Origin of the sequence: Celeribacter baekdonensis (genome assembly GCF_900102315.1) — a bacterium.
GTDB classification, from domain to species: domain Bacteria; phylum Pseudomonadota; class Alphaproteobacteria; order Rhodobacterales; family Rhodobacteraceae; genus Celeribacter; species Celeribacter baekdonensis.
The window spans coordinates 540992-563091 of the sequence record NZ_FNBL01000001.1 but is presented as its reverse complement, the minus strand read 5'-3'; the positions used below and the strand labels follow the sequence as shown (position 1 = coordinate 563091).

At 58.6% G+C, this 22100-nt stretch carries 23 protein-coding genes; 13 read left to right on the top strand and 10 right to left on the bottom strand.

Annotation, left to right across the window (positions count from 1 at the left end; all coding sequences use genetic code 11):
* Positions 1–8 precede the first annotated feature (8 nt).
* Positions 9–434, top strand: a complete 426-nt coding sequence (locus BLT54_RS02780; protein WP_074640800.1) for a hypothetical protein — start codon at positions 9–11, stop codon at positions 432–434.
* 7 nt (positions 435–441) lie between these two features.
* On the opposite strand, the gene BLT54_RS02775 is transcribed toward BLT54_RS02780, so the two are convergent.
* Together BLT54_RS02775 and BLT54_RS02770 are read right to left on the bottom strand one after the other, a co-directional pair.
* The gene (locus BLT54_RS02775; protein ID WP_074640797.1) at positions 442–1167 is read right to left on the bottom strand and encodes a phytanoyl-CoA dioxygenase family protein; all 726 of its coding nucleotides are present in this window, start codon (positions 1165–1167) and stop codon (positions 442–444) included.
* 74 nt (positions 1168–1241) lie between these two features.
* On the bottom strand, positions 1242–2018 hold the full coding sequence (locus BLT54_RS02770; RefSeq protein WP_074640795.1) for a glycosyltransferase family 32 protein: 777 nt from the start codon (positions 2016–2018) through the stop codon (positions 1242–1244).
* A gap of 327 nt (positions 2019–2345) precedes the next feature.
* Between BLT54_RS02770 and BLT54_RS02765 the strand changes: the two genes are divergently transcribed.
* The 6 genes from BLT54_RS02765 (at position 2346) to BLT54_RS02740 (ending at position 9247) form a co-directional block, all read left to right on the top strand.
* The gene (locus BLT54_RS02765; RefSeq protein WP_074640793.1) at positions 2346–3248 is read left to right on the top strand and encodes a LysR family transcriptional regulator; all 903 of its coding nucleotides are present in this window, start codon (positions 2346–2348) and stop codon (positions 3246–3248) included.
* Positions 3249–3338: 90 nt separating this feature from the next.
* The gene (locus BLT54_RS02760; protein ID WP_176832812.1) at positions 3339–3833 is read left to right on the top strand and encodes a formate dehydrogenase subunit gamma; all 495 of its coding nucleotides are present in this window, start codon (positions 3339–3341) and stop codon (positions 3831–3833) included.
* On the top strand, positions 3830–5347 hold the full coding sequence (locus tag BLT54_RS02755) for a formate dehydrogenase beta subunit (protein WP_074640791.1): 1518 nt from the start codon (positions 3830–3832) through the stop codon (positions 5345–5347). The genes BLT54_RS02760 and BLT54_RS02755 overlap by 4 nt, the downstream gene beginning before the upstream one ends.
* Entirely contained in the window at positions 5344–8277 is a 2934-nt protein-coding gene (gene fdhF, locus BLT54_RS02750) for a formate dehydrogenase subunit alpha (RefSeq protein ID WP_074640789.1), read from the top strand. The genes BLT54_RS02755 and fdhF overlap by 4 nt, the downstream gene beginning before the upstream one ends.
* Before the next feature lie 32 nt (positions 8278–8309).
* Positions 8310–9047, top strand: a complete 738-nt coding sequence (fdhD, locus tag BLT54_RS02745; protein WP_245707936.1) for a formate dehydrogenase accessory sulfurtransferase FdhD — start codon at positions 8310–8312, stop codon at positions 9045–9047.
* Positions 9044–9247: a formate dehydrogenase subunit delta gene (locus BLT54_RS02740; RefSeq protein ID WP_074640785.1), complete on the top strand. Its 204-nt coding sequence runs from the start codon at positions 9044–9046 to the stop codon at positions 9245–9247. Before fdhD ends, BLT54_RS02740 begins: the two co-directional genes overlap by 4 nt.
* Before the next feature lie 15 nt (positions 9248–9262).
* On the opposite strand, the gene fghA is transcribed toward BLT54_RS02740, so the two are convergent.
* Together fghA and BLT54_RS02730 are read right to left on the bottom strand one after the other, a co-directional pair.
* On the bottom strand, positions 9263–10102 hold the full coding sequence (gene fghA / locus BLT54_RS02735) for an S-formylglutathione hydrolase (RefSeq protein WP_074640783.1): 840 nt from the start codon (positions 10100–10102) through the stop codon (positions 9263–9265).
* A complete protein-coding gene (locus BLT54_RS02730) occupies positions 10102–11211 on the bottom strand; it encodes an S-(hydroxymethyl)glutathione dehydrogenase/class III alcohol dehydrogenase (RefSeq protein WP_074640781.1) in 1110 nt (369 codons plus the stop codon). Before BLT54_RS02730 ends, fghA begins: the two co-directional genes overlap by 1 nt.
* A 292-nt stretch (positions 11212–11503) precedes the next feature.
* On the opposite strand from BLT54_RS02730, the gene mnmH reads away from it, so the two are divergent.
* Positions 11504–12553 carry a tRNA 2-selenouridine(34) synthase MnmH gene (gene mnmH, locus BLT54_RS02725; RefSeq protein WP_074640778.1) on the top strand — a complete coding sequence of 350 codons (1050 nt, stop codon included), beginning with the start codon at positions 11504–11506 and terminating at the stop codon, positions 12551–12553.
* A 6-nt stretch (positions 12554–12559) separates the two neighbouring features.
* Here mnmH and selD read toward each other — a convergent pair whose 3' ends face one another.
* Positions 12560–14755 carry a selenide, water dikinase SelD gene (selD, locus tag BLT54_RS02720; protein WP_074640776.1) on the bottom strand — a complete coding sequence of 732 codons (2196 nt, stop codon included), beginning with the start codon at positions 14753–14755 and terminating at the stop codon, positions 12560–12562.
* Between the two features lie 157 nt (positions 14756–14912).
* Here selD and BLT54_RS02715 point away from each other — a divergent pair, with 157 nt between their 5' ends.
* Positions 14913–16142, top strand: coding sequence for a glycerate kinase type-2 family protein (locus BLT54_RS02715; RefSeq protein WP_074640774.1), 1230 nt, complete (start codon positions 14913–14915; stop codon positions 16140–16142).
* Between the two features lie 74 nt (positions 16143–16216).
* Positions 16217–16585, top strand: a complete 369-nt coding sequence (locus BLT54_RS02710; RefSeq protein ID WP_143026719.1) for a hypothetical protein — start codon at positions 16217–16219, stop codon at positions 16583–16585.
* 186 nt (positions 16586–16771) lie between these two features.
* Here BLT54_RS02710 and BLT54_RS22095 read toward each other — a convergent pair whose 3' ends face one another.
* From BLT54_RS22095 to BLT54_RS02685, 5 genes are all read right to left on the bottom strand, one after another.
* On the bottom strand, positions 16772–17413 hold the full coding sequence (locus BLT54_RS22095; RefSeq protein WP_143026718.1) for a hypothetical protein: 642 nt from the start codon (positions 17411–17413) through the stop codon (positions 16772–16774).
* Between the two features lie 124 nt (positions 17414–17537).
* A complete protein-coding gene (locus BLT54_RS02700; protein WP_074640768.1) occupies positions 17538–18590 on the bottom strand; it encodes a YeeE/YedE family protein in 1053 nt (350 codons plus the stop codon).
* A gap of 36 nt (positions 18591–18626) precedes the next feature.
* Positions 18627–18956 carry an ArsR/SmtB family transcription factor gene (locus tag BLT54_RS02695; RefSeq protein ID WP_074641471.1) on the bottom strand — a complete coding sequence of 110 codons (330 nt, stop codon included), beginning with the start codon at positions 18954–18956 and terminating at the stop codon, positions 18627–18629.
* Positions 18957–19010: 54 nt separating this feature from the next.
* Complete coding sequence (locus BLT54_RS02690) at positions 19011–19517, bottom strand: GlcG/HbpS family heme-binding protein (RefSeq protein WP_074640766.1); 507 nt, start codon at positions 19515–19517, stop codon at positions 19011–19013.
* A 20-nt stretch (positions 19518–19537) separates the two neighbouring features.
* Positions 19538–19945 (bottom strand): thioredoxin domain-containing protein, encoded by a 408-nt coding sequence (locus BLT54_RS02685; RefSeq protein WP_074640764.1) that lies wholly within the window; start codon positions 19943–19945, stop codon positions 19538–19540.
* A gap of 161 nt (positions 19946–20106) precedes the next feature.
* Between BLT54_RS02685 and BLT54_RS02680 the strand changes: the two genes are divergently transcribed.
* From BLT54_RS02680 to soxX, 3 genes are all read left to right on the top strand, one after another.
* A complete protein-coding gene (locus BLT54_RS02680; RefSeq protein ID WP_074640762.1) occupies positions 20107–20862 on the top strand; it encodes a cytochrome c biogenesis CcdA family protein in 756 nt (251 codons plus the stop codon).
* A gap of 2 nt (positions 20863–20864) precedes the next feature.
* Complete coding sequence (locus BLT54_RS02675; RefSeq protein WP_176832811.1) at positions 20865–21464, top strand: thioredoxin family protein; 600 nt, start codon at positions 20865–20867, stop codon at positions 21462–21464.
* A 162-nt stretch (positions 21465–21626) separates the two neighbouring features.
* Positions 21627–22100, top strand: a complete 474-nt coding sequence (gene soxX / locus BLT54_RS02670; protein ID WP_074640760.1) for a sulfur oxidation c-type cytochrome SoxX — start codon at positions 21627–21629, stop codon at positions 22098–22100.

Genomic DNA, 22100 nt, shown 5'->3' with positions numbered 1-22100 from the left:
TTGTTTCCATGAGGCCCGTCATCACCACTCTTCTACTTTTCGCGGCCACCTTTGGTGCCCACGCCCCCGCAATGGCTGAAAATTTCACCACAGCGGCGGAAGTTAAGCCGATTTTGCAAGCGACCAAACCGCAATGGGTCGCGGTGCGCAGCTATGACGGCCAAGACCTTTTGTATTTCACCAATCTTTTGTCGTGGCGTTGCGGTGTGAGCGAGATTTTTTATGCGGTCAATGGCGGTGACATGGTGCCGTTCAAGGCCGAACCTTGTTACGGTGATACCGCGCAACCGAATGCTCTGAAGGCGGAAAGCCTCGACAGCATTTTGGTGATGTTCGCGCCCGGATCGGTGCAAACCGTGTCGGTGAATGTGATCTTTGACGATGGCACATCCGATCAGGCGCAATATGAGCGCAAGATGATCGAAATTCCCTAAGCGCGGCTCATAGCAAATGCCGCCGGTCCCAATCGACCATGCGATGTGCGTTTCCAACCTGAATGGCCTGCGAGAGGGGGGAGGAGAGCGGCGCGAAAACGGTGGACATCAGGATTTTCGATTGCGCCCCTCCTGCCGTTGCCGCCATTTCCTCGTCGGTGGAGCCGCGATGCAATGCCCTCAGGTCCATCATCACCACGTCACCGGTTTCAAGTTCAAGCCGATCGACAGTCTCAGATTGGGCGAGCTGTTCGAGAGCCGCGTCATCAAGCGGCGTGGGAGAGAGGTGGGACCCACGTACAATGCGCAGGCTTTTGCCGGGCTGTAAATAGAGCAACACTTTGATGCAGGGGCCGACAGTGGGCGCCCAAGGATCGATGCCTTCTAAATGCTGGGCGTAAGGGCCGCGCAATAAATCTGTGTGCCAATGTTGCGAGCGATTGACGGTGATGTCGCTCAGACCGATCGAAAGATACGGGTCTTGATCAAAGACGTGTGACAGAAATGCCGTGACGGTCGGATGGGTGGCCAATTCCGCGTGAAGTTTGGCAAAGGTGGGAAACCGATGAAACCCCGCGAGGTGGTGCGAATGGCTGGCGCTTCGTGTTCGTCCCATCTGATCTAGGTTTTGCAAAACCTTATCGCGAAAATGGGCGACCTCGTCTGGACGGAAGACTGCCTTGAGGCAGCACACCCCATCTTGCTTCAGTGCGTCTACAGAAGGATTTGGCATATCACATCCCCTTTTTGAGCCATTTTATCCGGCAAGTGTAGCCCGAAGGTGCCGCAGTGTCGAAAGACTTTGTTTTAAGGACGCCCTAAATGCCGACTGGGTCCGCGTTTAAACAGTCCCGGTTTGCTGCGGTCGCCCCAGATTTGCCCTTTCTTCCACAGCCGCGCGTAGTTGTTCGCATGGCCCTCGACCATTTCGTCGATAGACGAGTCCTTTTCCTTATTGCGCAGGGAGACAATGGCACCGCTGGGCATCATTTTGACGATATTGGCGCGTCCCGATGGTTCGCGCGAGATCAGGCGGGACTCTCCGAATTGCGTTGTCGTCCAATCCTCCCCCTCCGAAAGCACACGGCCAAACAGGTAGGGCCCGGTGACATCCAGGGTCGATTGCCCGTGATACCCTGATCGATGATGCGAGACGATCCGCTCAATAGCCCGCTGGAACACCGGAAGGTTCGGGGCCGCATGAATAAGTGCATTGCTGGTGGCCCATGACGGATGTCCCATGATGTCGCGAAACACCACAAGGGTTTTGCCAGAGTCTGGTTCAATGGCTCGCATGTGCAAATGCGAGAGATCCGAATAAATCCCGCCTTTGTCATACAAAAGACAGTAGCGGGCGAGGTCGGCCTTGAACGCAAAGGGGATCAACGCGTGATAGGCCTCAGCCACCTCGGCTGGAAAGGCGGAGGCCAGATAGTCGGAAATCTCTTCATGCGTGTAGAGGTGATAGCTGGCCTGAGGGTAGATCGTTTTGAATGAGGCGATGTTTTGTGTCAGCGAGGGCGAAAAACGCTGGTCATCCACGGGGCCATCGGTGATGAGAATTTGGAAAATTTGCGTACTCATAGTCAATTGTCCCGTGTGTCTCTTTAAAAGGTCGCACCTCTGCTACTCGGTGTCAAACGGGGGCGCTCAGGTCTATCTGAAGACCTCAGAGAGAAAATTCACCATCGCCCGCCAACTGCGTGCCGTGCATTGACGTCAAAGCCAAATCCCGGCGGCACCCCCGGTTTCGCCGGTTTCGCCGCCGGAATGGTAAACGCATGGCCTGATTCCTGACACGCGCGGTCAAGCTGAGGGATTTTCATGGTCTCGGGATTTTGTCTTGGGATTTTCATTGTCTAACGGGGTGTTTTCCATCACTTTAGCGCAAAGCGATTGGAAATTTCTATCATGCTGGACAAGCTCGACATGTTTATCGCGGTGGCGCGCGAACATCATTTTGGCCGCGCAGCCGTGAGCCTTGGCATCACCCAACCGACGCTCTCGGCGGGGATCAAACAGTTGGAGGATCAACTGGGTGTGCAACTGATCTTTCGCGGTTCGCGCTATGGCGGGTTGACGCCGGAGGGAACGCGGGCCTTGGATTGGGCGCGGCGGATCACGGGGGACGCGCGACAGTTGCGCGAGGAAATGCGCTCGACCCGGCATGGGCTGTCCGGTCAGCTTCGCATTGCGGTGATCCCAACGGCGCTGAACCTGGTTGCCAAATTGGCCGATGCGGTCAGTCGCAAACACCCGAAAGTGCGCTTTGTCATCCTGTCGCGCCCCTCGCGGGATATTTTGGCGATGTTGGAGAATTTCGAGATCGACGCGGGCCTGTCTTATCTGGACAACGAACCGATGGGCCGGGTCGAAACCGAGGCCTTGGGCCAAGAGCGCTTGATGTTGGTCTGTGCCAAGACGTCACCCTTTGCCAGCCGCATAGAAGTGGATTGGGGTGAGCTGAATGGGCAAAAACTGGCGCTGATGACCCCGGACATGCAAAACCGCCGGATCATCAACCAAGCCTTCATGCGCGCGGGCATTGCGCCCGAAGCGCAGATCGAATCCAACTCGATCCTCGCCCTGATCGCCAATGTGGCGACGGGGGAGTGGATCACGGTCCTGCCCGATGACATCGCGCGGTTTTTGGCGGTGGGCAAGGGGCTGTCCTTGGTGCCGATGAGTGGGAAAGAGGGCCGGGAGAGCCATACGGTTGGCCTCGTCGTGCCACAACGCGCGCCCCACACACCAGTGATTGAGGCGCTGTTGGCCGAGGCGCGGCGGATACGGGCGGAAACGGGGGCAGTTTGATAGGAAATTTCTATCAGTTGACGGAATAGCGATATTGACCTTTTGTGTGTCGCTCGGGTCTTGTGGTGGAAATGACCAAAGAGGCCAGCCATGCGCACCCGAATGCCAGCCCAGTCCGATCTGACGCCGCCTGATGCATCCGAAATTGAGGCGGTGATCCGCCCGTTTTTGACGCTCGAAGGCCCGCTCTTGCCAATGCTGCATGCGCTGCAAGAGGTCTATGGCTATGTCCCCGAGACCGCTCACGCGCCGCTCTGTGCCGCGCTCAAAATCACCCGCGCCGAACTCAAAGGCGTGCTGTCGTTTTACCATGATTTTCGCGCCTGCCCGTCGGGCAAACATGTGTTGAAAATTTGTCGGGCCGAGGCCTGTCAAGCGATGGGGGCGACCGCCATGGCGGAGCGGTTGCTCAAAAAACTGGGTGTGGACTGGCACGGCACCACCGCCAATGGCGCGGTCACCGTTGAGCCGGTCTATTGCCTTGGTCTTTGCGCCTGCGCGCCCGCCGCGATGGTGGACGGCAAGGTGATCGGTCGGGTCAGTGACACCCGTTTGGATGTGGTTTTGGCGGAGGTCGGCGCATGAGGATTTATGTCCCCCGAGACAGCGCCGCCAAGGCGTTGGGTGCCGATGAGGTGGCTGACGCGCTCATGGTCGAGGCGCAAAATCGCGGTCTTGAGGTCGAGATCATCCGCAATGGTACGCGCGGCATGATCTGGCTTGAACCGCTTGTTGAGATTGAGAAAAACGGTGTGCGTCTGGCCTATGGTCCGATTGCCCCAGATGATGCGGCGGCTCTTTTGGACGGTCGCGTTGAGGCGCTGGGTTCGGTTGAAGACATCCCGTTTTTCGCCCGTCAAACCCGCCTGACCTTTGCCCGATGTGGCGTCATCGACCCGCTTTCCATCGCGGATTATGAGGCCCATGGGGGCCTCGCCGGCCTCAAGCGCGCCATTGCCATGTCGCAAGACGCGATCATTGATGAGGTCAAACTCTCCGGCCTGCGCGGACGTGGCGGCGCGGGCTTTCCGACCGGGATCAAATGGGACACGGTGCGTTTGGCCCATGCGGCGCAAAAATATATCGTCTGCAATGCTGACGAAGGCGACAGCGGCACTTTTGCCGACCGGATGATTATGGAAGGCGACCCGTTTACCTTGATCGAAGGCATGGCCATCGCCGGGATCGGCTGTGGCGCCACCAAAGGCTATATCTACATCCGTTCCGAATACCCGGACGCCATCGCCGTCATGTCCCGCGCGGTCGAAATTGCGCGCGCTGCGGGCGTTTTGGGCGTGGACATCCTCGGCTCTGGCAAGGCGTTTGACATGGAGGTCCGCACTGGGGCTGGGGCTTACGTGTGCGGCGAAGAGACCTCGTTGCTCAACTCGCTTGAAGGCAAACGTGGCGTGGTCCGTGCCAAGCCGCCTTTGCCCGCGTTGGAGGGGTTTTTGGGCCGCCCGACCGTGGTCAACAATGTGATCTCTCTGGCCACAGTGCCGGTGATTTTTGCCAAGGGGGCCGCGCATTATGCGGGGTTTGGCCTTGGTCGCTCAAAAGGCACGATGCCGATCCAGATTGCAGGAAATGTGCAATTTGGTGGACTGTTTGAAACCGCATTTGGCATGCCATTGGGCGAATTGGTCAATACAGTTGCGGGGGGCACCGCCTCTGGACGGCCCGTCAAGGCGGTGCAGGTCGGTGGGCCTTTGGGGGCCTATCTGCACCCGGATCAGTTTGACACACCCTTTGGTTATGAAGAATTCGACGGGCAAAAGGCGCTCATCGGACATGCCGGGATTGTGGTGTTTGATGACAGCGCCGACATGCTGTCGATGGCGCGGTTTGCGATGGAATTTTGCGCGGTGGAAAGCTGTGGCAAATGCACGCCCTGCCGGATCGGTGCGGTGCGCGGTGTTGAGACGATTGATCGGATTGCCGAAGGCGACGCGGGTGCAATCGCGTTGCTCACGGATCTCTGCGAGGTGATGACCGATGGCTCGCTTTGCGCCTTGGGCGGCTTCACGCCCTTTCCGGTGATGTCCGCGCTCAGACATTTCCCCGAAGATTTCGCCCCGCACAAGGAGGCCGCAGAATGAAAGATTTCATCATCCCCGGACAGGCTGGGGCGTGGGGCAATGGCATTCAGGATGAGACGGATCGTGGCACCCCCGCCGCCACCGGCGCGCCGGTCACTTTGACCATCGACGGCATGGAGATTACCGTGCCTGCGGGCACATCGGTGATGCGCGCGGCCAGTGAGGCGGGCATCCAGGTGCCGAAATTATGCGCCACTGACAGTCTTGAGGCCTTTGGGTCTTGCCGCCTCTGTGCGGTCGAGATCGACGGGCGCAGAGGCACGCCCGCGTCCTGCACCACGCCGGTTCACGCCGGGATGAAAGTCCACACACAAACCGCGAAACTGCGTAAGCTGCGCAAGGGGGTGATGGAGCTTTATATTTCCGATCACCCGCTGGATTGTCTGACCTGTGCCGCCAACAATGATTGTGAATTGCAGGATATGGCCGGGGCTGTGGGCCTGCGCGATGTGCGCTATAAAGCGCCGGAAAGCGCGCCACTGGCCAACCATTTCGAGGCGCGCGATACGTCGGGGGCGGCCAATCCCGAATGGCTGCCAAAAGACGACAGCAACCCGTATTTCACCTATGACGCCTCCAAATGTATCGTCTGCAACCGCTGTGTGCGGGCCTGCGAAGAGGTTCAGGGGACATTCGCCCTGACCATCGAAGGCCGGGGCTTTGACAGCCGCGTTGCGGTCGGCGCGGAGAATTTCATGGCCTCCGATTGCGTGTCCTGCGGTGCCTGTGTTCAGGCCTGCCCGACCGCGACCTTGCAGGAGAAATCCGTCATTGAACTGGGCACGCCGGACCGTTCGGTGGTGACCACCTGCGCCTATTGTGGCGTCGGTTGTAGCTTCAAGGCGGAGATGCAGGGCGATCAATTGGTCCGCATGGTGCCCTATAAACATGGCAAGGCGAACCGGGGGCATTCCTGTGTCAAAGGGCGCTTTGCCTATGGCTATGCCTCGCATTCGGATCGCATCCTCAACCCGATGATCCGCGACAGCGTTGATCAGCCATGGAAAGAGGTGTCCTGGGAGGAGGCGCTTGGCTTTGCCGCCAAGAAACTCGTCGGGCTTCAGGCCAAATACGGCCAAAAGAGCATCGGCGTGATCACCTCGTCACGCTGCACCAATGAGGAAACCTATCTGGTGCAAAAACTCACCCGCGCGGTGTTTGGCAACAACAACACCGACACCTGCGCGCGCGTGTGCCATTCGCCAACGGGCTATGGGTTAGGCCAAACATTCGGCACCTCTGCGGGCACGCAGGATTTTGATTCCGTTGAGAAATCAGATGTGATCATCGTCATCGGCGCAAACCCGACGGATGGCCATCCGGTCTTTGCCTCGCGCCTGCGCAAACGTCTGCGTCAGGGCGCGAAACTGATTGTGGTGGACCCGCGTCGGATTGATCTTTTGCAGACGCCACATATGGGCGAGGGGCATCACCTGCCGCTCAGACCCGGCACCAACGTCGCCGTGGTCTCGGCCCTCTCGCATGTCATCGTGACCGAAGGGCTGATGGACGAGACGTTCATCAACGCGCGCTGTGATCTTGACGCTTGGGAGGATTACAAAGCCTTTATCAGCGAAGATCGCCACGCGCCCGAAGCCACAGAGGCGCTCACAGGTGTCTCCGCCGAAACGCTGCGGCAGGCTGCGCGGGCTTTTGCGACGGGTGGCAATGGCGCGATCTATTATGGGCTTGGCGTGACGGAGCACAGCCAAGGGTCCACCACCGTCATGGCCATCGCCAACCTCGCGATGATGACCGGCAATATCGGCCGCGAAGGCGTGGGGGTGAACCCGCTTCGCGGTCAAAACAACGTTCAGGGCTCCTGCGATATGGGCTCTTTCCCGCATGAATTTCCGGGCTACCGCCATGTCAAAACGGATGAGGCGCGGCAGATGTTTGAACGGGTGTGGGGCGTCAGTTTGGACGCGGAACCGGGCCTGCGCATTCCGAATATGTTGGATGCGGCGGTCGATGGGACCTTTAAGGGGCTTTATTGTCAGGGCGAAGACATCCTGCAATCGGACCCGGACACCAAACATGTGGCAGCGGGGCTTGCGGCGATGGACTGTGTCATCGTGCATGATCTGTTCCTCAACGAAACCGCCAATTACGCCCATGTGTTCCTCCCCGGATCGACGTTTTTGGAAAAAGACGGCACTTTCACCAACGCCGAACGCCGGATCAACCGGGTGCGTAAAGTCATGGCGCCGAAAAACGGCTATGCCGATTGGGAAGTCACCCAAATGCTGGCCAATGCTGTGTTGAAGGAAACCGGTGGCGGGCGCTGGACCTACACGCATCCGGCGGAAATCATGGATGAGATCGCCGCCACCACGCCCTCTTTTGCCGGTGTTGATTATGCGCTTTTGGAGGCCGAAGGCTCGGTGCAATGGCCCTGTAATGAGGAGCATCCGATTGGGACGCCTCTGATGCATGTCGACGGGTTCATGCGCGGCAAGGGGCGGTTCATCGTCACCGAATATATCCCGACCGACGAGAAAACCGGGCCGCGCTTTCCGCTGTTGCTGACCACCGGGCGGATTCTGAGCCAATATAACGTCGGCGCGCAAACCCGGCGGACCAAGAATTCGCTTTGGCATGACCAAGACCTGTTGGAAATCCATCCGCATGACGCCGAAAATCGCGGCCTCAAGGATGGCGATTGGGTGCGCTTGGCCTCGCGGTCGGGCGAAACCTCGCTGCGCGCCAAAGTGACGGATCGGGTCAGCCCCGGCGTGGTCTATACCACCTTCCACCACCCCGACACACAGGCCAATGTCATCACCACGGAGTATTCCGATTGGGCGACCAATTGCCCGGAATATAAGGTGACAGCGGTGCAGGTTGCGGCCTCAAACGGGCCGAGCGAATGGCAACAAACCTATTCGGCACAGGCGGAAAAATCCCGCCGGATTGCGGCGGCCGAATGAGTGGCGTCACCACCTCCAAGTCCGGGGCCCCCATGACAGTGGATGCCCTGCCGGAGGAACAACCCGTGGCGCTGGTGTTCAATGGCTCGACGGCGGCGGTGATGATGGCATCGCCGTTTGATTTGCCGGATTTCTTGCGCGGATTTGCCTGCTCTGAGGGCATCGTGACCCGCGGCTCAGAGGTCACAGAGGTGACGGCGATCCGGCATGAGACCGGCTTTGAGGTGCGTGGGCGCATCCCTGAGGAGCGCGCGCAGGCCGTGGATGCGCGCCGTCGCGCCGCCGTTGGTCCCGTCGGTTGTGGCCTTTGTGGCATCGACAGTCTGGCGCAGGCGAGTGCCTTTCCCGGACAGGTTGCACCGATGGAGCCGGGCCTGATGGATCACGCCCGTGCGGCGCTTGCGGCGTTGACCGCCGGACAGAAACGGCGCGAAGACGTGGGCGCGATGCATGCGGCGGGGTTTTTTGACGCCACGGGATTGGTGACGCTGCGCGAAGATGTCGGGCGGCACAATGCGTTGGACAAACTCATCGGCGCGCTTGGGGATCGCGATCTGAGCAAAGGCGCGGTGTTGATCACCTCGCGGCTTTCGGTCGATTTGGTGCAAAAATGCGCGCGCGTGGGCCTGCGCGGATTGTTCAGCCTCTCAAGCCCGACACGGGCGGCGGTCGATTTGGCCGGGCGTTGTGGCATGACGCTTTGCGTGATCCGGCGCGAGGCGATTGTGCCCTATGCCCATGCGCAGACAGGAAAGGAAACCGTTCTGTGACCAATGATAAAATGATCTTGATGGCCAATCAAATTGCCGCGTTTTTCAACACCCAACCGGGGGTGGATCAGGCGCGCGGCGTGGCACAGCACATTAAAGATTTTTGGGAACCACGGATGATTGCGCAACTGCGCGCCTATTTGGCCGAAGGCGGGCAGGGGCTTGATCCGTTGGTGATTGAGGCCGCAACCGTGTTGTGATGCGGCCCCAAAACGTTACATCCGCGCGGCGTGCCACGCGACGTGATCGGCCATGAAAGTTGAGATGAAATAGTAACTGTGATCATAGCCCTCCTGCATCCGCAGGGTCAGCTTTTGACCTTTGGCGTCACAGATCGCTTGTAGCAACTCGGGCTTCAACTGACCTTCGAGGAAATTATCCCCGGTGCCCTGATCGACCAGAATATCGCGGACAGAGGCGCCATCTTCGATCAAAGCGCAGGCATCATAGGCGCGCCAATCGGCGCGATCCGCACCGATGTAGCCCGTGAGCGCCTTTTCGCCCCAAGGGCAATTCAGCGGCGAGACGATCGGCGCAAAGGCGGAGACGGATTTGAACCGATCCGGATTGCGTAGCGCGATGGTCAACGCGCCGTGCCCGCCCATCGAATGGCCGGTGATGCCCTGACGCGTCATATCGGCGGGGAAATTGGCCGCGATCAGATCGGGCAGTTCAGTTTCGATATAGGCCTGCATCCGATAGTTTTTGGCAAATGGTTCTTCCGTCGCGTTGACATAAAACCCCGCGCCCAGACCAAAATCATAAGCGCCATCGGCATCGTCCGGCACGCCCTCGCCACGAGGGCTGGTGTCGGGGGCAACGAAAATCACGCCATGTTCAGCACAAGCCGCGCGAAACTCACCCTTTTCGGTGACATTGGCATGGGTGCAGGTCAGGCCCGAAAGATACCAAAGCACCGGGAGTTTTTCCCCCGGCGCGTGATCTGGCACGAAAACGGAAAAGGTCATTTCCGTTCCGGTCTCGGTGGACGGGTGGGTGTAAACCCCCTGCGTGCCACCGAAGGCCGTGTTGGTTGAAACGGTTCCAAGCGTCATCAGAACACCACGACCGAACGGATCGATTTGCCCGCATGCATCAGATCAAAACCTGTATTGATCTCATCCAAGGTCAGAACATGGGTGATCATCGGGTCAATCTCGATCTTGCCGTTCATGTACCAATCGACGATTTTCGGCACATCGGTGCGCCCCTTCGCGCCACCAAAAGCCGAGCCTTGCCACACGCGTCCGGTGACCAATTGGAACGGGCGGGTGGAGATTTCCTTGCCCGCTTCGGCCACGCCGATCACGGTCGAAACACCCCAACCGCGATGACAGGCCTCAAGTGCTTGGCGCATCACCGTGGTGTTGCCGGTGCAATCAAAGGTGTAATCCGCGCCGCCGTCGGTCAACTCAACAAGGTGTTGGACGATGTCGCCTTCGACTTTGAGCGGGTTGACGAAATGGGTCATGCCAAAGCGTTTGCCCCATTCTTCTTTGTCGTCATTGATGTCGACGCCGATGATTTTATCTGCGCCAACCATGCGCGCGGCTTGCAACACGTTCAGGCCGATGCCACCCAAACCGAACACGATCACGTTCGACCCGACTTCGACTTTCGCGGTGTTGGTTACTGCCCCGACGCCGGTGGTCACGCCGCAGCCAATGTAACAGGCTTTGTCAAACGGGGCGTCGTCGCGGATTTTCGCCAGCGCGATTTCCGGCAAAACGGTGAAGTTCGAAAAGGTCGAACAGCCCATGTAATGGTACAGCGTTTCGCCTTTGTAGCTGAACCGCGAGGTGCCGTCGGGCATCACCCCCTTGCCTTGGGTGGCGCGGATCGAGGTGCAGAGGTTGGTTTTGCCAGAGAGGCAAGATTTACATTCGCGACACTCGGGCGTGTAAAGCGGAATGACGTGATCGCCGGGTTTCACGGACTTAACCCCCGCACCGACTTCACGCACAATGCCCGCACCTTCGTGCCCCAACACGCAAGGGAACAATCCCTCGCTGTCCAATCCGTCGAGCGTATAGGCGTCGGTGTGGCAAATGCCGGTCGCCATGATTTCAACCAAAACTTCGCCGGCCTTCGGGCCTTCAAGGTCAAGTTCAACAATTTCCAACGGTTTCTTGGCCTCAAAGGCCACGGCTGCGCGCGTTTTCATGGGGTCTCCTCCCGGTGCGAATGTATCTATCGCGTTATGTCACAAGGGCACGATGAGCGAGGCCTGCCCCGCACATCGAAAAACAGCAGATTTCCCATATTTCATGGGAAAATCGTCCTGTTCAGGTTGCGGTAAAATGCCTCTGAGGTCAAACGCTTGGGGGGCATTTTTGCACAAAAGGGGTGTGTTTTTTCGCCTCTATTTCGGACTTGACCCCAAGCGATGCGGCAGAGGTCAAACGCCGCACGATCTTGTCGCTGTTCTCGCCCTTGATCTGGCGCTAAAAGGGGGAATGAATAGCCCATTTTCCAGTCTCAAGACACTCTTGGATACGCCGTTTGACACGGTCATCGACGTGCGCGCGCCCTTGGAATTTGCCGAGGATCACATCCCAGGCGCGATCAATTTACCCGTGTTGAATGACCTTGAACGCGCCGAAGTGGGCACGATTTACAAACAACAGTCGCCGTTTTTGGCCCGCAAACTCGGTGCTGCCATGGTCGCGCGCAATGCCGCCAGCCATATCGAAGGGCCGCTTGCGGACAAGGACGGCGGCTGGCAACCGCTGGTCTATTGTTGGCGCGGCGGGCAAAGATCGAACTCTTTTGCCTCGATTTTAAAACAGATCGGCTGGCGGGTTGAGGTGTTGGAGGGCGGCTATAAAACCTGGCGCAGGCTGGTGGTGGAGGCGCTGTACGATCATGCCTTACCGCACCGGATCGTCTTGTTGGATGGCAATACGGGGACTGCGAAAACGGATATTCTTCAAAGGGTTGAGAGGCGAGGAGGGCAGGTTTTGGACCTCGAATCTCTGGCTCATCATCGCGGGTCTATTTTTGGCACGATGGGGGCGCAGCCCTCGCAAAAAGGCTTTGAAACCGCGCTGGCCACTGCGCTCGCTGCGCTTGATCCGAGCCGCCCGATCTTGGTCGAGGCGGAAAGCTCGCGCATTGGCGCGCGCAACCTGCCGTCCATGCTTTGGGCCGCCATGTGCGCCGCTCCCCGGATCGAGGTAAACGCCACGCTGGCCGCGCGGGCCGGGTATTTGGCCGCGGCCTATGCCGATCTTGTGGCGGATCGCGATCAGATGGATCAGCGCCTGGATCAGCTTGTGCCGTTGCAGGGCTATGAGCGCATTGATGCGTGGCGCGCAATGGCGCAGGACGGGGCATTTGTCGAACTGGCGGAGGCGTTGATGGCGCATCATTACGACCCGCGATATGAGAAATCTCGGGCGCGCTATGCCCATGAGAGTTTGGCGCAGATTGATCTTTTGGACATGAGCGAGACCGCGCGGTCGGCGGCTGCCGCGCGGATCGTTGCGCGGCTCAACGCGCTCTGATCAGGGTCACTCCGTCACCGAGAGGATGCCCACAGTTTCCGTGATTTCGCCAATGATCGCAGCGGGATAGCCCGCCTCGCGCAAAGCGCTGAGGATTTTCTCCGCCCGCATCGGCGACACGGTTGCCAACAACCCACCCGCCGTTTGCGGATCAAACAACAGATCGGCACGGGCGGTCTCTGGCCCTTGATACTCCACGGCATAGGCGCGGTTGGCGGGGAAAATGGTCGAGCGCATCCCGGCTTTCGCCAGTGCCAAAGCCCCCGGCAAAAGCGGCACATCCGAGAGCCGCAGATGCGCGCCAACATGTGAGGCGCGGCACATGCCAAGCAAATGCCCGGCCAGTCCAAATCCCGTCACATCGGTCATCGCATGGGCCGCATTCAAAATCCGCGAGGCGGCGCCCGAGCTTTGCACCATCGAGGCATAGGCCCGTTCCATGTCGCGGCCATGGGCCTGCATCGCCATGTCCGCCGCCAACATCACCCCCGTGCCAATCGGTTTGGTCAGAATAATCTGATCGCCCGGACGCGCACCTTTGAGTGTGATCGGACGGTCCAAAAGGCCGGTGACGGTGAAGCCCATCGACAGTTCCGCCCCCATAGATGTATGCCCGCCGATGATCTGCGCGCCCTCCGCGGCAAAAATGTCCTGCGCCACCTGCATGATCTCAGTGAGCCAGCGTTCCTGTAACGCGGCGCTCAGAGGTGGCAGGGTGATCGCGGTCAAAGCCGCCTGAGGTGCTGCCCCCATCGCCCAGATGTCACCCAGCGCATGGGTGGCAGTGATGCGGGTCATCAACACCGGATCGGAGACAAAGGCGCGCAGGTGATCGACCGAGGCCACTTGCCAAGTGTCGCCATGGGTCAAAATCGCGGCGTCATCGCCGGGCAAATGCAAAATGTCACCGCGATCCGGGCGCGGATCTGTGCCATCCGAGGCGTGCAAAACGCGGGTCAAAATATCGCCCCCGACCTTGGCACCGCAAGCGCCGCACATCGGCTTTTTGCCCTCCACCTCATCGCGCAACCCCAAGGCCACGCGGTCTGGTAAGGGTTTTGCGATCATCGGAGATAAGTCTTTGAGTTTAGACATGAATGCGCGATCAATATGGTTTTTCCACCGCCACATCATTGGCCCAGACATACGGATGCCAGACTTATCGGCAAGCGCCGATTTGGACCCCAATGAGATCAGTTTGAGATAGTCGTTTTGCGGATGATAGGCGCGCAGATCGGCGCGCTCGGTGGGCTCCGACAAAAGCGCGCGCAGGTTGTCGAACAACACAGGGGCCTGACGCACGGCGAACACCCCGGCTTTGGGACGTGGGTCATGGGCCATATGGGCGCAATCGCCCGCTGCTAAGATCATAGGGTCGGAGCTTTGCAAGCTCGGGCCAACGGTGACGAAACCGTCGCTCAAATCAAGCCCGGTCTGTGCCAACCAGTCATAAGGCCGCGCACCCGCCGCCCCCAAGGTAAAGCGGGAGGGCAGGGTGGACCCGTCGCCCAGGGTGAGCGTCTCTGCACCGATTTCGGCCACCTCGGACTGCGGACGCAGGACGACGCCGGTTGTGGCCAAAGCGTCCAAAAGGACACGGCGGGTGCTGCGGCGCAACTCGGACAGGATCTCGCTGCGGTCGATGAGAGTGACTTTGGCCGAAGGGAGCGCGCGCAAGGCATGGGCCATGGCCATGGCCAATTCTGCGCCGGCCACCCCGCCGCCGATCACCGCCACCTCTGGCACCACCTCGCCACGCAACGCGCGGGCGCGAAACGTGTGCCACCGGCTGGCGAAGGCCTCAAGCGGCTTGGCGGCGATGCCATGATCGGCAAAGCCCGGCAGATCGGGCATGGCGGAGGTGATGCCGATGTCAATGGAGGCGACATCATAGGCGATGGAGGGGCGGCCTTCGACATGGATCAGCTTGGCCGCGCGATCAATGCCAGTGGCGCGCCCCAAAACCGCCCGCGCCCCGGCAAACCGGGCCAAGCGCAACAGATCAAGTTCCAAATCCTGCCGTTGATAATGACCGGCGACAAACCCCGGCAACATGCCGGAATAGGCGGCAACCGCGCCCGGATTGATCACCGTGACACGCACACCGGGCAGGGGCTTCATGCCCCACCGTTTGAGGATCAACGCATGGGTGTGGCCGCCACCAATCAGGACCAAATCGCGAGTGAGGGGAAGCTCTTGCATGGCGGGGTCCGTTCTGTGTTGTGTTGGGGGGAATCTGGTCTGATCCGGGCGTCTTGGCAAGGGTGCTGGACGCCGCAGTCTGATCGTGACACCATCCGCCTATGCAGATGCAGCACAGACATTCCCAAACAGACAATCCCAAACAGAGACCCCAGCCATGACAGAACTGGACCAGATGCGCCGGCAAGCCCGCGAGATTTTCCTCACAGGTGTCGCGAGCGCCGATCCCGCCCATGCCGTTGAAGACGCCCTCAAGGGGCGCAGGTTCAACGCGCCTTTGATCATCGCGGTTGGCAAGGCGGCGCGCAGCATGGCCGAGGCGGCGATGCGGCAAGTCAATGCGGCGCGGGTGATCGTGGTGACCAATTACGAGAATGCCAAACCTTTGGAAGGGGCCGTGGTGCGTGCAGCCGGGCATCCGGTGCCCGATTTCGAAGGCGCCCGCGCCGCCCTTTTTATTGAGGACGCGCTGGCCCATGCCAAGGGCGATGTTTTGGCGTTGATTTCGGGCGGCGGCTCGGCGCTTTTGCCCGCCCCCGTGCCCGGTGTCTCGCTTGAGGATAAGGCGGAGGTCAATCGGCTTTTGCTGGGTTCGGGTGCGGATATTGTGGCGATGAATCTGGTGCGCCAACAGCTTTCGCGGCTCAAAGGCGGTGGTTTTTTGCGCGCGGCGGCGCCCTCAAAGGTGACGGCGCTGTTGCTGTCCGATGTGGTGTCAGACGATCTGCGCGCCATTGCCTCGGGGCCGACGGTTTCGCCCATTGGCACCCGCGAAGAGGCGGTTGAGATGTTGCAAGAGCTTGATCTGTGGGACAAATTGCCCGCCGCCGTGACGGATTATCTGGCCCGCCCACGTCCCGATCTTGGGCCTTTGCCCGAGAGTGAAGTGGCGTTGATCGGGTCGAATAAAATATCGGTGGCGGCCATGGCGCGCGAAGCGGGCGGCGGCGCGACGCATGGGGTTCATGTCTTTCCGATCCCGCTTGAGGGCGATGTCGCGGATGCGGCGCGCACCATTGTTGAGAGCGCGATCGAGCCGGGGATTTTCCTGTTTGGTGGCGAAACCACGGTGAAATTGACCGGAGACGGCATGGGCGGGCGAAATCAGGAACTGGCCCTGCGTGTGGCGGTTTTGGCCGAAGAACAGGGACTTAGCGACTATGTGTTTCTCTCGGGCGGCACCGATGGGCGCGATGGTCCAACAGATGCGGCGGGCGGCATGGTCGATCCCGGCACGCTGGATCGAATGCGCGCCTCTGGGCTTGATCCGCAAGATGTTCTGGCCCGCAATGACAGTTATCATGGGCTAGAGGCCGCAGGGGATTTGTTGCAAATCGGCGCGACCGGGACGAATGTGGCCGACCTTCAGGTGTTGATCCGGGGGTGAGGGGGCGTCCAAGCCCCGTTTGCAGTCAACGGCCCTAAGTTGATTAGTCGCAATCAAGCAATTCGGGTTCAGCTATGTTTCATATTTTCTTTGATGGTAAGCTTATTGGTCGTTCTGCATTAGAAGAAGGCGATCCGGCCATGGGGTGCGCAGAAGGCCGCTTCATGCCATGCGAAGGGTTTTCAGAGTTTCTAGCGAGGGTTTCACCGGAGCAAGACAATGATCCTGCGCTAAAGCGTTGGGTCGGGTTGACCGTTTTCGACCATGAAGGTGCTCAAATCGAATGTTTGGATGTCGTACTGTTTGCGTGCGAGTTTGATGGTGAGCGGGACCTTTGGGTTGATGCGTTAGGTATTGGCTTTCCTCTCTATGAAGAGTTGTTCCCGGGGCGCTATGCAACTTATGCAACCCGCGTCGATCAGATAAAAGACGAGACGCATTAAAGGCAGCGAAGTCCGCACTCGAACCTTCGCATAGGCGCGCTGACCGGGACGAATGTGGCCGACCTTCAGGTGTTGATCCGGGGTGAGGGGGGCTGAGCGTTCCTCTGACTTGGGGGCATGTGAATAGGGATCATCGACTGGTCTGTGATGTGCTGTGAAAGTCCGGTTTGAGACCAGCGCAATCAGTCAGTGCGTGTCGTTATGATAGCTGAAATTTGCGCTTTCGCAGATAAAATATCCGTCCCACCATTGGATCATATATCCAGTTGCAAATCTGTTTTCTGATCTCGTGGTTGTATGCCGCACTCCTTGCTGCGCAAGAGCTTCGGAGACCACGTCACATATTGCGCTTGGCCCTTTTGCAATTTCGAAAGAGGCAGACTTGGTCAGATCAACGAAACCATTGATCGTTTCGCCGCAATTGAAAAATTCCGAACAATCAAAGGGACATCCGCTCTCCATCAAAAAACCTTCAAGGGCTGCGAAGACTGAGATGGGGTCGCGCACTGGCTCCGAACAGAATACGCTAGAAATATTCCCTTTATTCCAAGACACTTGATCCAGTTGAAATATTTCAAATGTGTCAAGATCTTCGCAAAAAACATCGCGATTTAAGCAGTGTCCCGTCAGATTCGCTCTGGATACAGACGTGAATTCGATCGTTGCCGACATGGTGTCCTTTGAATTGGCGTCTCCGGATGGAAGCCACCATGGAAATCCAGTCAGGTCCATAGTAATTGTGCCATTAGATACTGTGATCTGGCGAACAACAGTCGGATGGAGTATTGGATTTGTCTTCAGCAACGAAAAGAGTTGTTTTGTAAGCATAAATGAAATCTTTCGAGAGGTAGAAACGAGAGGCAGTTTGGCAGCCTTCCTCGCGAACCGTCAACGGCGGTTTCGTCCCACACCTCGAACCTCCGCATAGACCGCGACGAGCGCCCGGGCCGTCTCAGCGGCTAAACGCAAACCCATAGATCAATTGCCGCAACCCGATGGCAGCGCCGATGATGATGGCGATGATGGTCACGGGGGCGGAGAAGGCCAGGACGGAAAAGGCCGAAAGGCCTTGGCCGACGGTGCAGCCAAAGCCGACCACAGCGCCGACGCCCATCAAAGCCGCGCCGCCGATCTGGCGTTTCAATTCGCGCGGGTCTTCGCAGGCTTCCCAGCGGAACTGGCCTTTGATCAGCGAACCGATGGCCGCGCCCAAAAGCACACCGATGACCGAGCCCACGCCAAAGCCGGGCGATGAGGCAGACGAGGTCATCAGGTAAAACAACGTGTCACCGATGGGGGCGGCGAAGGTGTGGGAGGCAACGGGTTCGGCCTCGAATGTGGCCAAAGAGAGCCAGCTTGTCCCGGCCCAACCGGAGACGATGGCCAGACCCACGGCGCTTCCCCAGAGGATCAAGCGCCGCTGTGCGCGAAAGGCACGAGAGGAGAGGGCGAGGGTGAGGATGGCAAGACCTGCGACAATCCCGGTGGCCACGGTTGGCAGGCCAAGCGTCGCTGAAACCGCCTGGGCAAAGCCGGGCAGGGCGGAGGCCGGGCGGGGCGGAAACAGGGTGACGCGCAATTCGGCCAGTGGGCCGTTGAGCGTGACATATGTCGCCAGCCCCATGACCAAAACAATGACGAAATTGCGCAGATCGCCACCGCCCAAACGCGCCAATGCGCCAAAGCCGCAATTGCCCGCCAGCGCCATGCCATAGCCAAACATCAAGCCGCCGGTGATCGAGGCCATGGGATACCATTTAAGGGCCAAATAGGGCGACATGGCGGGATCGAACAGGCCGAAACCGATGAGGGTGAAGGTGCCAATCAAGGCCACACCAAGCGCCACGCCCCATTGCCGGGCACGCAGATCGGAGCCTTGGTACAGGGCGTCTTCGATGGCGCCCATGGAGCAAAATCGCCCCAAACGCGCGGCCAGCCCCAAGACAAGGCCGCCGACTCCACCAATCAGAGCTGCAAGCAGCCCCGGGTCTAATAGATCAAACATGGGGTCTCCCTCCCTACCGGGAGCGTGAAGGGGGCTTTAGCCGCGCTTCATTTTCCCGCCATCCACCGAACAGAACATGTCGTAGATGACTTCAAGGATGCGTTTGGGGCGATCATCCGTCAAGGAATAGTAAATCGCTTTGCCGTCGCGCCGGGGCGTGACCAGACCTTCGAGACGCAGCCGGGCAAGTTGTTGGCTCACGGCGGCTTGGCGGGCGGACAAGAGGTCTTCCAACTCGGTGACGGATTTCTCGCCCGTGACCAGATGACAGAGGATCATCAGGCGACCTTCATGCGAGAGCGCTTTCAAAAGCTGAGACGCGTCACAGGCGGAGGCCATCATGACGTCCATGTCGTGGTCCGACATGGTCTCAGAAATTACCGGCAAAGGCGAATTCACTGTGTCCACCCCTTTTGTCCTTTAGAAGGCGATTTCATCCATAATCGCGTCAATGCCCGCTTGGGCACACTCTGCGTCGATATCCGGGCCGGGGGCACCAGAAACGCCGATGCCGCCCACTATAGAGCCTGCTGCTTCAATCACAAGACCTCCGCCTAAGGCAAGGGGTTCTGTCAACTCGCGAATCCCGGCCATCATTTGGCCGGGTTCTGTAAGGTCGCTCAAAGACATCGTATCGGTGCGAAAAGACACGGCGGTCCAGGCCTTGCGCCGCGCAGTTTCAAACACATGTAGCCCGGCATAGCGGTCACGCAGATAGACCTGAGGAATGCCAAACCGGTCCACGACCATGACACCGACCTGATAGCCCGCCTCGCGACAGCTTTGCATCGCGGCCATGGCGGCGGTTTGGGCGATCTCGGGTTTGAGCACTTTGAAGGTGACAAACGCGTCGTCGCTGTCCTGAGCAAAGATCGGGGTTGTGAGTGCACAAGTGGCTGTTATAGCGGCGAAAATAAGGGTTTTCATTGGATCTCCTCCCAAGAGATTTAGGGCTTTGGTGTTTGTGTGGTGTGAGTGGTCTCGATCTCAAAATCACTCATCTCAAAATCACTATGATCGCGTAGGGTGATGGTTAGCATCGCCCAAAAGAGTTCGTCACCAGCATAGCCTTCAATCCGCCCCTGTTCGACCCCGTCCTCCACGAGAACGAAAGTGGGCGTAAAGATCACCGGGCCTGTGAATGTCAGGTCCGCAGGCAGCGGCGCGTGCAGATCCACCCGACGCAAGGGGGCAAATTTACCCTCAGGCGTTTTTGGATAAATTTCAGAAATTTCCGCATCCCAGCGGGCGCAATAGGCACATCCGTCTTGCTCCACCATAACCAATTCGGTGGCAAAGGCGGAGAGAATCGATGCGAGCAGGGCGGCGGTTGAAGCCAGAATTTTTGTCAACATATGTATACCAATTGACGGGTGTGACATAAACAACCTAATTTGAATATGTGAATGACACAAGTCACGGATCACTCGTGACACGGGAGGGAAGGGGTCGCGCCATGGAAAAGCCCAAAGGGCAGATCCGGCGATGGACCCCACATTCACATAGGGAGGACTGAATGTTCGATGTTAATTTTATCTCGGCCCTTTTGGGCGGGTTGGTGGTGTTTTTCTCACCCTGTATCCTGCCGATCGTGCCGTTTTACCTGTCCTATATGGCCGGGGCCTCGATGGGCGAAATCAACGCCGAGGGCGATTTGGCTCCGGGCGTGCGCCGCCGGGCCGTGTTATCAAGTGTGATGTTTTCGCTCGGAATCATCACGGTCTTTGTGCTTTTGGGCGCGGCCGCTTTTTCTCTGTCGCAGGCGTTTCGCAGCCATCAGGACATTTTTCGCTTTGCCTCTGCTGCCATTGTGTTTGTCATGGGGCTGCATTTTTTAGGCATCATCCGAATCGGATTTCTCAACCGCCAATTCCAAATGCAGGCCGGTGACACCAAGAACATGAACATCTGGTCGTCCTATGTGGTCGGGCTGGCCTTTGCTGCCGGGTGGACACCCTGCGTGGGCGGGGTTTTGGTTGGCGTGGTGATGATGGCGTCGAATGAAGCGACGGCGCTGCGCGGGTTGATCATGATGGTGGTGTTTGGGATTGGGATGACGGCGCCCTTTGTGGTGGCGGCGTTTTTCATTAAACCTTTCCTCAAATTCGCCGCAAAATTCCGTCGCCATTTGCCGAAAGTGGAAAAGGTGATGGGGCTGTTCCTGATCCTGTTCGCTCTGCTGATCGTTACAAATTCGGTCAATGTGATCGCGGCATGGCTTTTGGAAGCCTTCCCGAGCTTTGCTAAAATCGGATCAAAAGGGAGTCTTTAAAAATGATGAAAATCGCACGGCGCACAATGATGGCCGCAACCCTCTCTGTACTCGCCTTTTCTCCCGCTCTGGCGGTTGAAATGGGCGATGACGGGCTACACAAAACCGCGTGGCAACGCGACACGTTCAAAGATTTGCGCGATGATTTGGCCGAGGCCAATGCGGAAGGCAAACGGCTTTTGGTGATGATCGAACAGCGCGGCTGTATCTATTGCACCAAGATGCACGAAGAGGTTTATCCCGATCCCGAGATCACCAAGATGATCGAAGACAACTTTTTCGTCATTCAAATCAACATGTTTGGCGACATCGAAGTGACCGATTTTGACGGCGAGACCTTGCCGGAGAAAGACATGGTGCAAAAATGGGGGGCGCTGTTCACGCCGACGAATCTCTATTTCCCCGAAGAGGTGGCCGAAGGTGTCTCCGCCAAGGATGCGGCGGTGGTAACCGTGCCCGGCGCCTTTGGCAAATACACCACGTTCAACATGATGAGCTGGGTGTTGGAGCATGGCTATGAGGGCGATGAGCCGTTCCAAAAATACCATGCGCGTCAAGTGGTTCTTCAGCAGGAAGCAGGCCATTTGAAGCTGAAGGAATAGGGGGATATGATGGTGTTACACCTGCCGCAGCGCAGAAAAATTCGATTTTTTGAATTTGTTCTTGCCCTGCGACAAAATGGTGCGCTACGGTATGCAAAACCAATACCGCAGAAATGCGGAAGGTCGCACAGTTTAGGACACACAAGTCTTTTGGGAGGAGACATGAAACGTATCGCAACTTGTTTTGTTGCGCTGGGCCTTACGGCAAGCGCAGCGATGGCCGAAGTGGCCCCGGGTAGCATTCAGTTTGAGGAAGGCGCCGTGGCGCAGTCTCTGACCGGTACTGCGGGCAACCCGGCCGAAGGCCGCACGATCATGACCACGAAATCCGTTGGCAACTGCGTGTCGTGTCACGCCGCCACAGATTACGCCGATGTGCCGTTTCCCGGCGAAGTTGGCCCGCTGTTGGACGGGGCGGGATCGCGTTGGACCGAGGCGGAATTGCGCGGTCTGGTGGTCAATCCGAAAATGACGTTCGACGGCACTGTTATGCCTGCCTTTTATAAGGTCGACGGGTTCACCCGTCCGGGCGACGCCTTTACGGGCAAAGCCGCACCGGCTGATCTGCCGCCGCTTTTGTCGGCGCAACAGGTCGAAGATGTGGTGGCCTATTTGATGACGCTGAAAGACGAGTGA

Bases quoted from the DNA above. Each gene is read 5' to 3' on its own strand.
- BLT54_RS02780 (WP_074640800.1), top strand. From the start codon at position 9: ATGAGGCCCGTCATCACCACTCTTCTACTTTTCGCGGCCACCTTTGGT.
- BLT54_RS02775 (WP_074640797.1), bottom strand. From the start codon at position 1,167: ATGCCAAATCCTTCTGTAGACGCACTGAAGCAAGATGGGGTGTGCTGC.
- BLT54_RS02770 (WP_074640795.1), bottom strand. From the start codon at position 2,018: ATGAGTACGCAAATTTTCCAAATTCTCATCACCGATGGCCCCGTGGAT.
- BLT54_RS02765 (WP_074640793.1), top strand. From the start codon at position 2,346: ATGCTGGACAAGCTCGACATGTTTATCGCGGTGGCGCGCGAACATCAT.
- BLT54_RS02760 (WP_176832812.1), top strand. From the start codon at position 3,339: ATGCGCACCCGAATGCCAGCCCAGTCCGATCTGACGCCGCCTGATGCA.
- BLT54_RS02755 (WP_074640791.1), top strand. From the start codon at position 3,830: ATGAGGATTTATGTCCCCCGAGACAGCGCCGCCAAGGCGTTGGGTGCC.
- fdhF (WP_074640789.1), top strand. From the start codon at position 5,344: ATGAAAGATTTCATCATCCCCGGACAGGCTGGGGCGTGGGGCAATGGC.
- fdhD (WP_245707936.1), top strand. From the start codon at position 8,310: ATGACAGTGGATGCCCTGCCGGAGGAACAACCCGTGGCGCTGGTGTTC.
- fghA (WP_074640783.1), bottom strand. From the start codon at position 10,102: ATGACGCTTGGAACCGTTTCAACCAACACGGCCTTCGGTGGCACGCAG.
- BLT54_RS02730 (WP_074640781.1), bottom strand. From the start codon at position 11,211: ATGAAAACGCGCGCAGCCGTGGCCTTTGAGGCCAAGAAACCGTTGGAA.
- mnmH (WP_074640778.1), top strand. From the start codon at position 11,504: ATGAATAGCCCATTTTCCAGTCTCAAGACACTCTTGGATACGCCGTTT.
- selD (WP_074640776.1), bottom strand. From the start codon at position 14,755: ATGCAAGAGCTTCCCCTCACTCGCGATTTGGTCCTGATTGGTGGCGGC.
- BLT54_RS02715 (WP_074640774.1), top strand. From the start codon at position 14,913: ATGACAGAACTGGACCAGATGCGCCGGCAAGCCCGCGAGATTTTCCTC.
- BLT54_RS02710 (WP_143026719.1), top strand. From the start codon at position 16,217: ATGTTTCATATTTTCTTTGATGGTAAGCTTATTGGTCGTTCTGCATTA.
- BLT54_RS22095 (WP_143026718.1), bottom strand. From the start codon at position 17,413: ATGCTTACAAAACAACTCTTTTCGTTGCTGAAGACAAATCCAATACTC.
- BLT54_RS02700 (WP_074640768.1), bottom strand. From the start codon at position 18,590: ATGTTTGATCTATTAGACCCGGGGCTGCTTGCAGCTCTGATTGGTGGA.
- BLT54_RS02695 (WP_074641471.1), bottom strand. From the start codon at position 18,956: ATGTCGGACCACGACATGGACGTCATGATGGCCTCCGCCTGTGACGCG.
- BLT54_RS02690 (WP_074640766.1), bottom strand. From the start codon at position 19,517: ATGAAAACCCTTATTTTCGCCGCTATAACAGCCACTTGTGCACTCACA.
- BLT54_RS02685 (WP_074640764.1), bottom strand. From the start codon at position 19,945: ATGTTGACAAAAATTCTGGCTTCAACCGCCGCCCTGCTCGCATCGATT.
- BLT54_RS02680 (WP_074640762.1), top strand. From the start codon at position 20,107: ATGTTCGATGTTAATTTTATCTCGGCCCTTTTGGGCGGGTTGGTGGTG.
- BLT54_RS02675 (WP_176832811.1), top strand. From the start codon at position 20,865: ATGATGAAAATCGCACGGCGCACAATGATGGCCGCAACCCTCTCTGTA.
- soxX (WP_074640760.1), top strand. From the start codon at position 21,627: ATGAAACGTATCGCAACTTGTTTTGTTGCGCTGGGCCTTACGGCAAGC.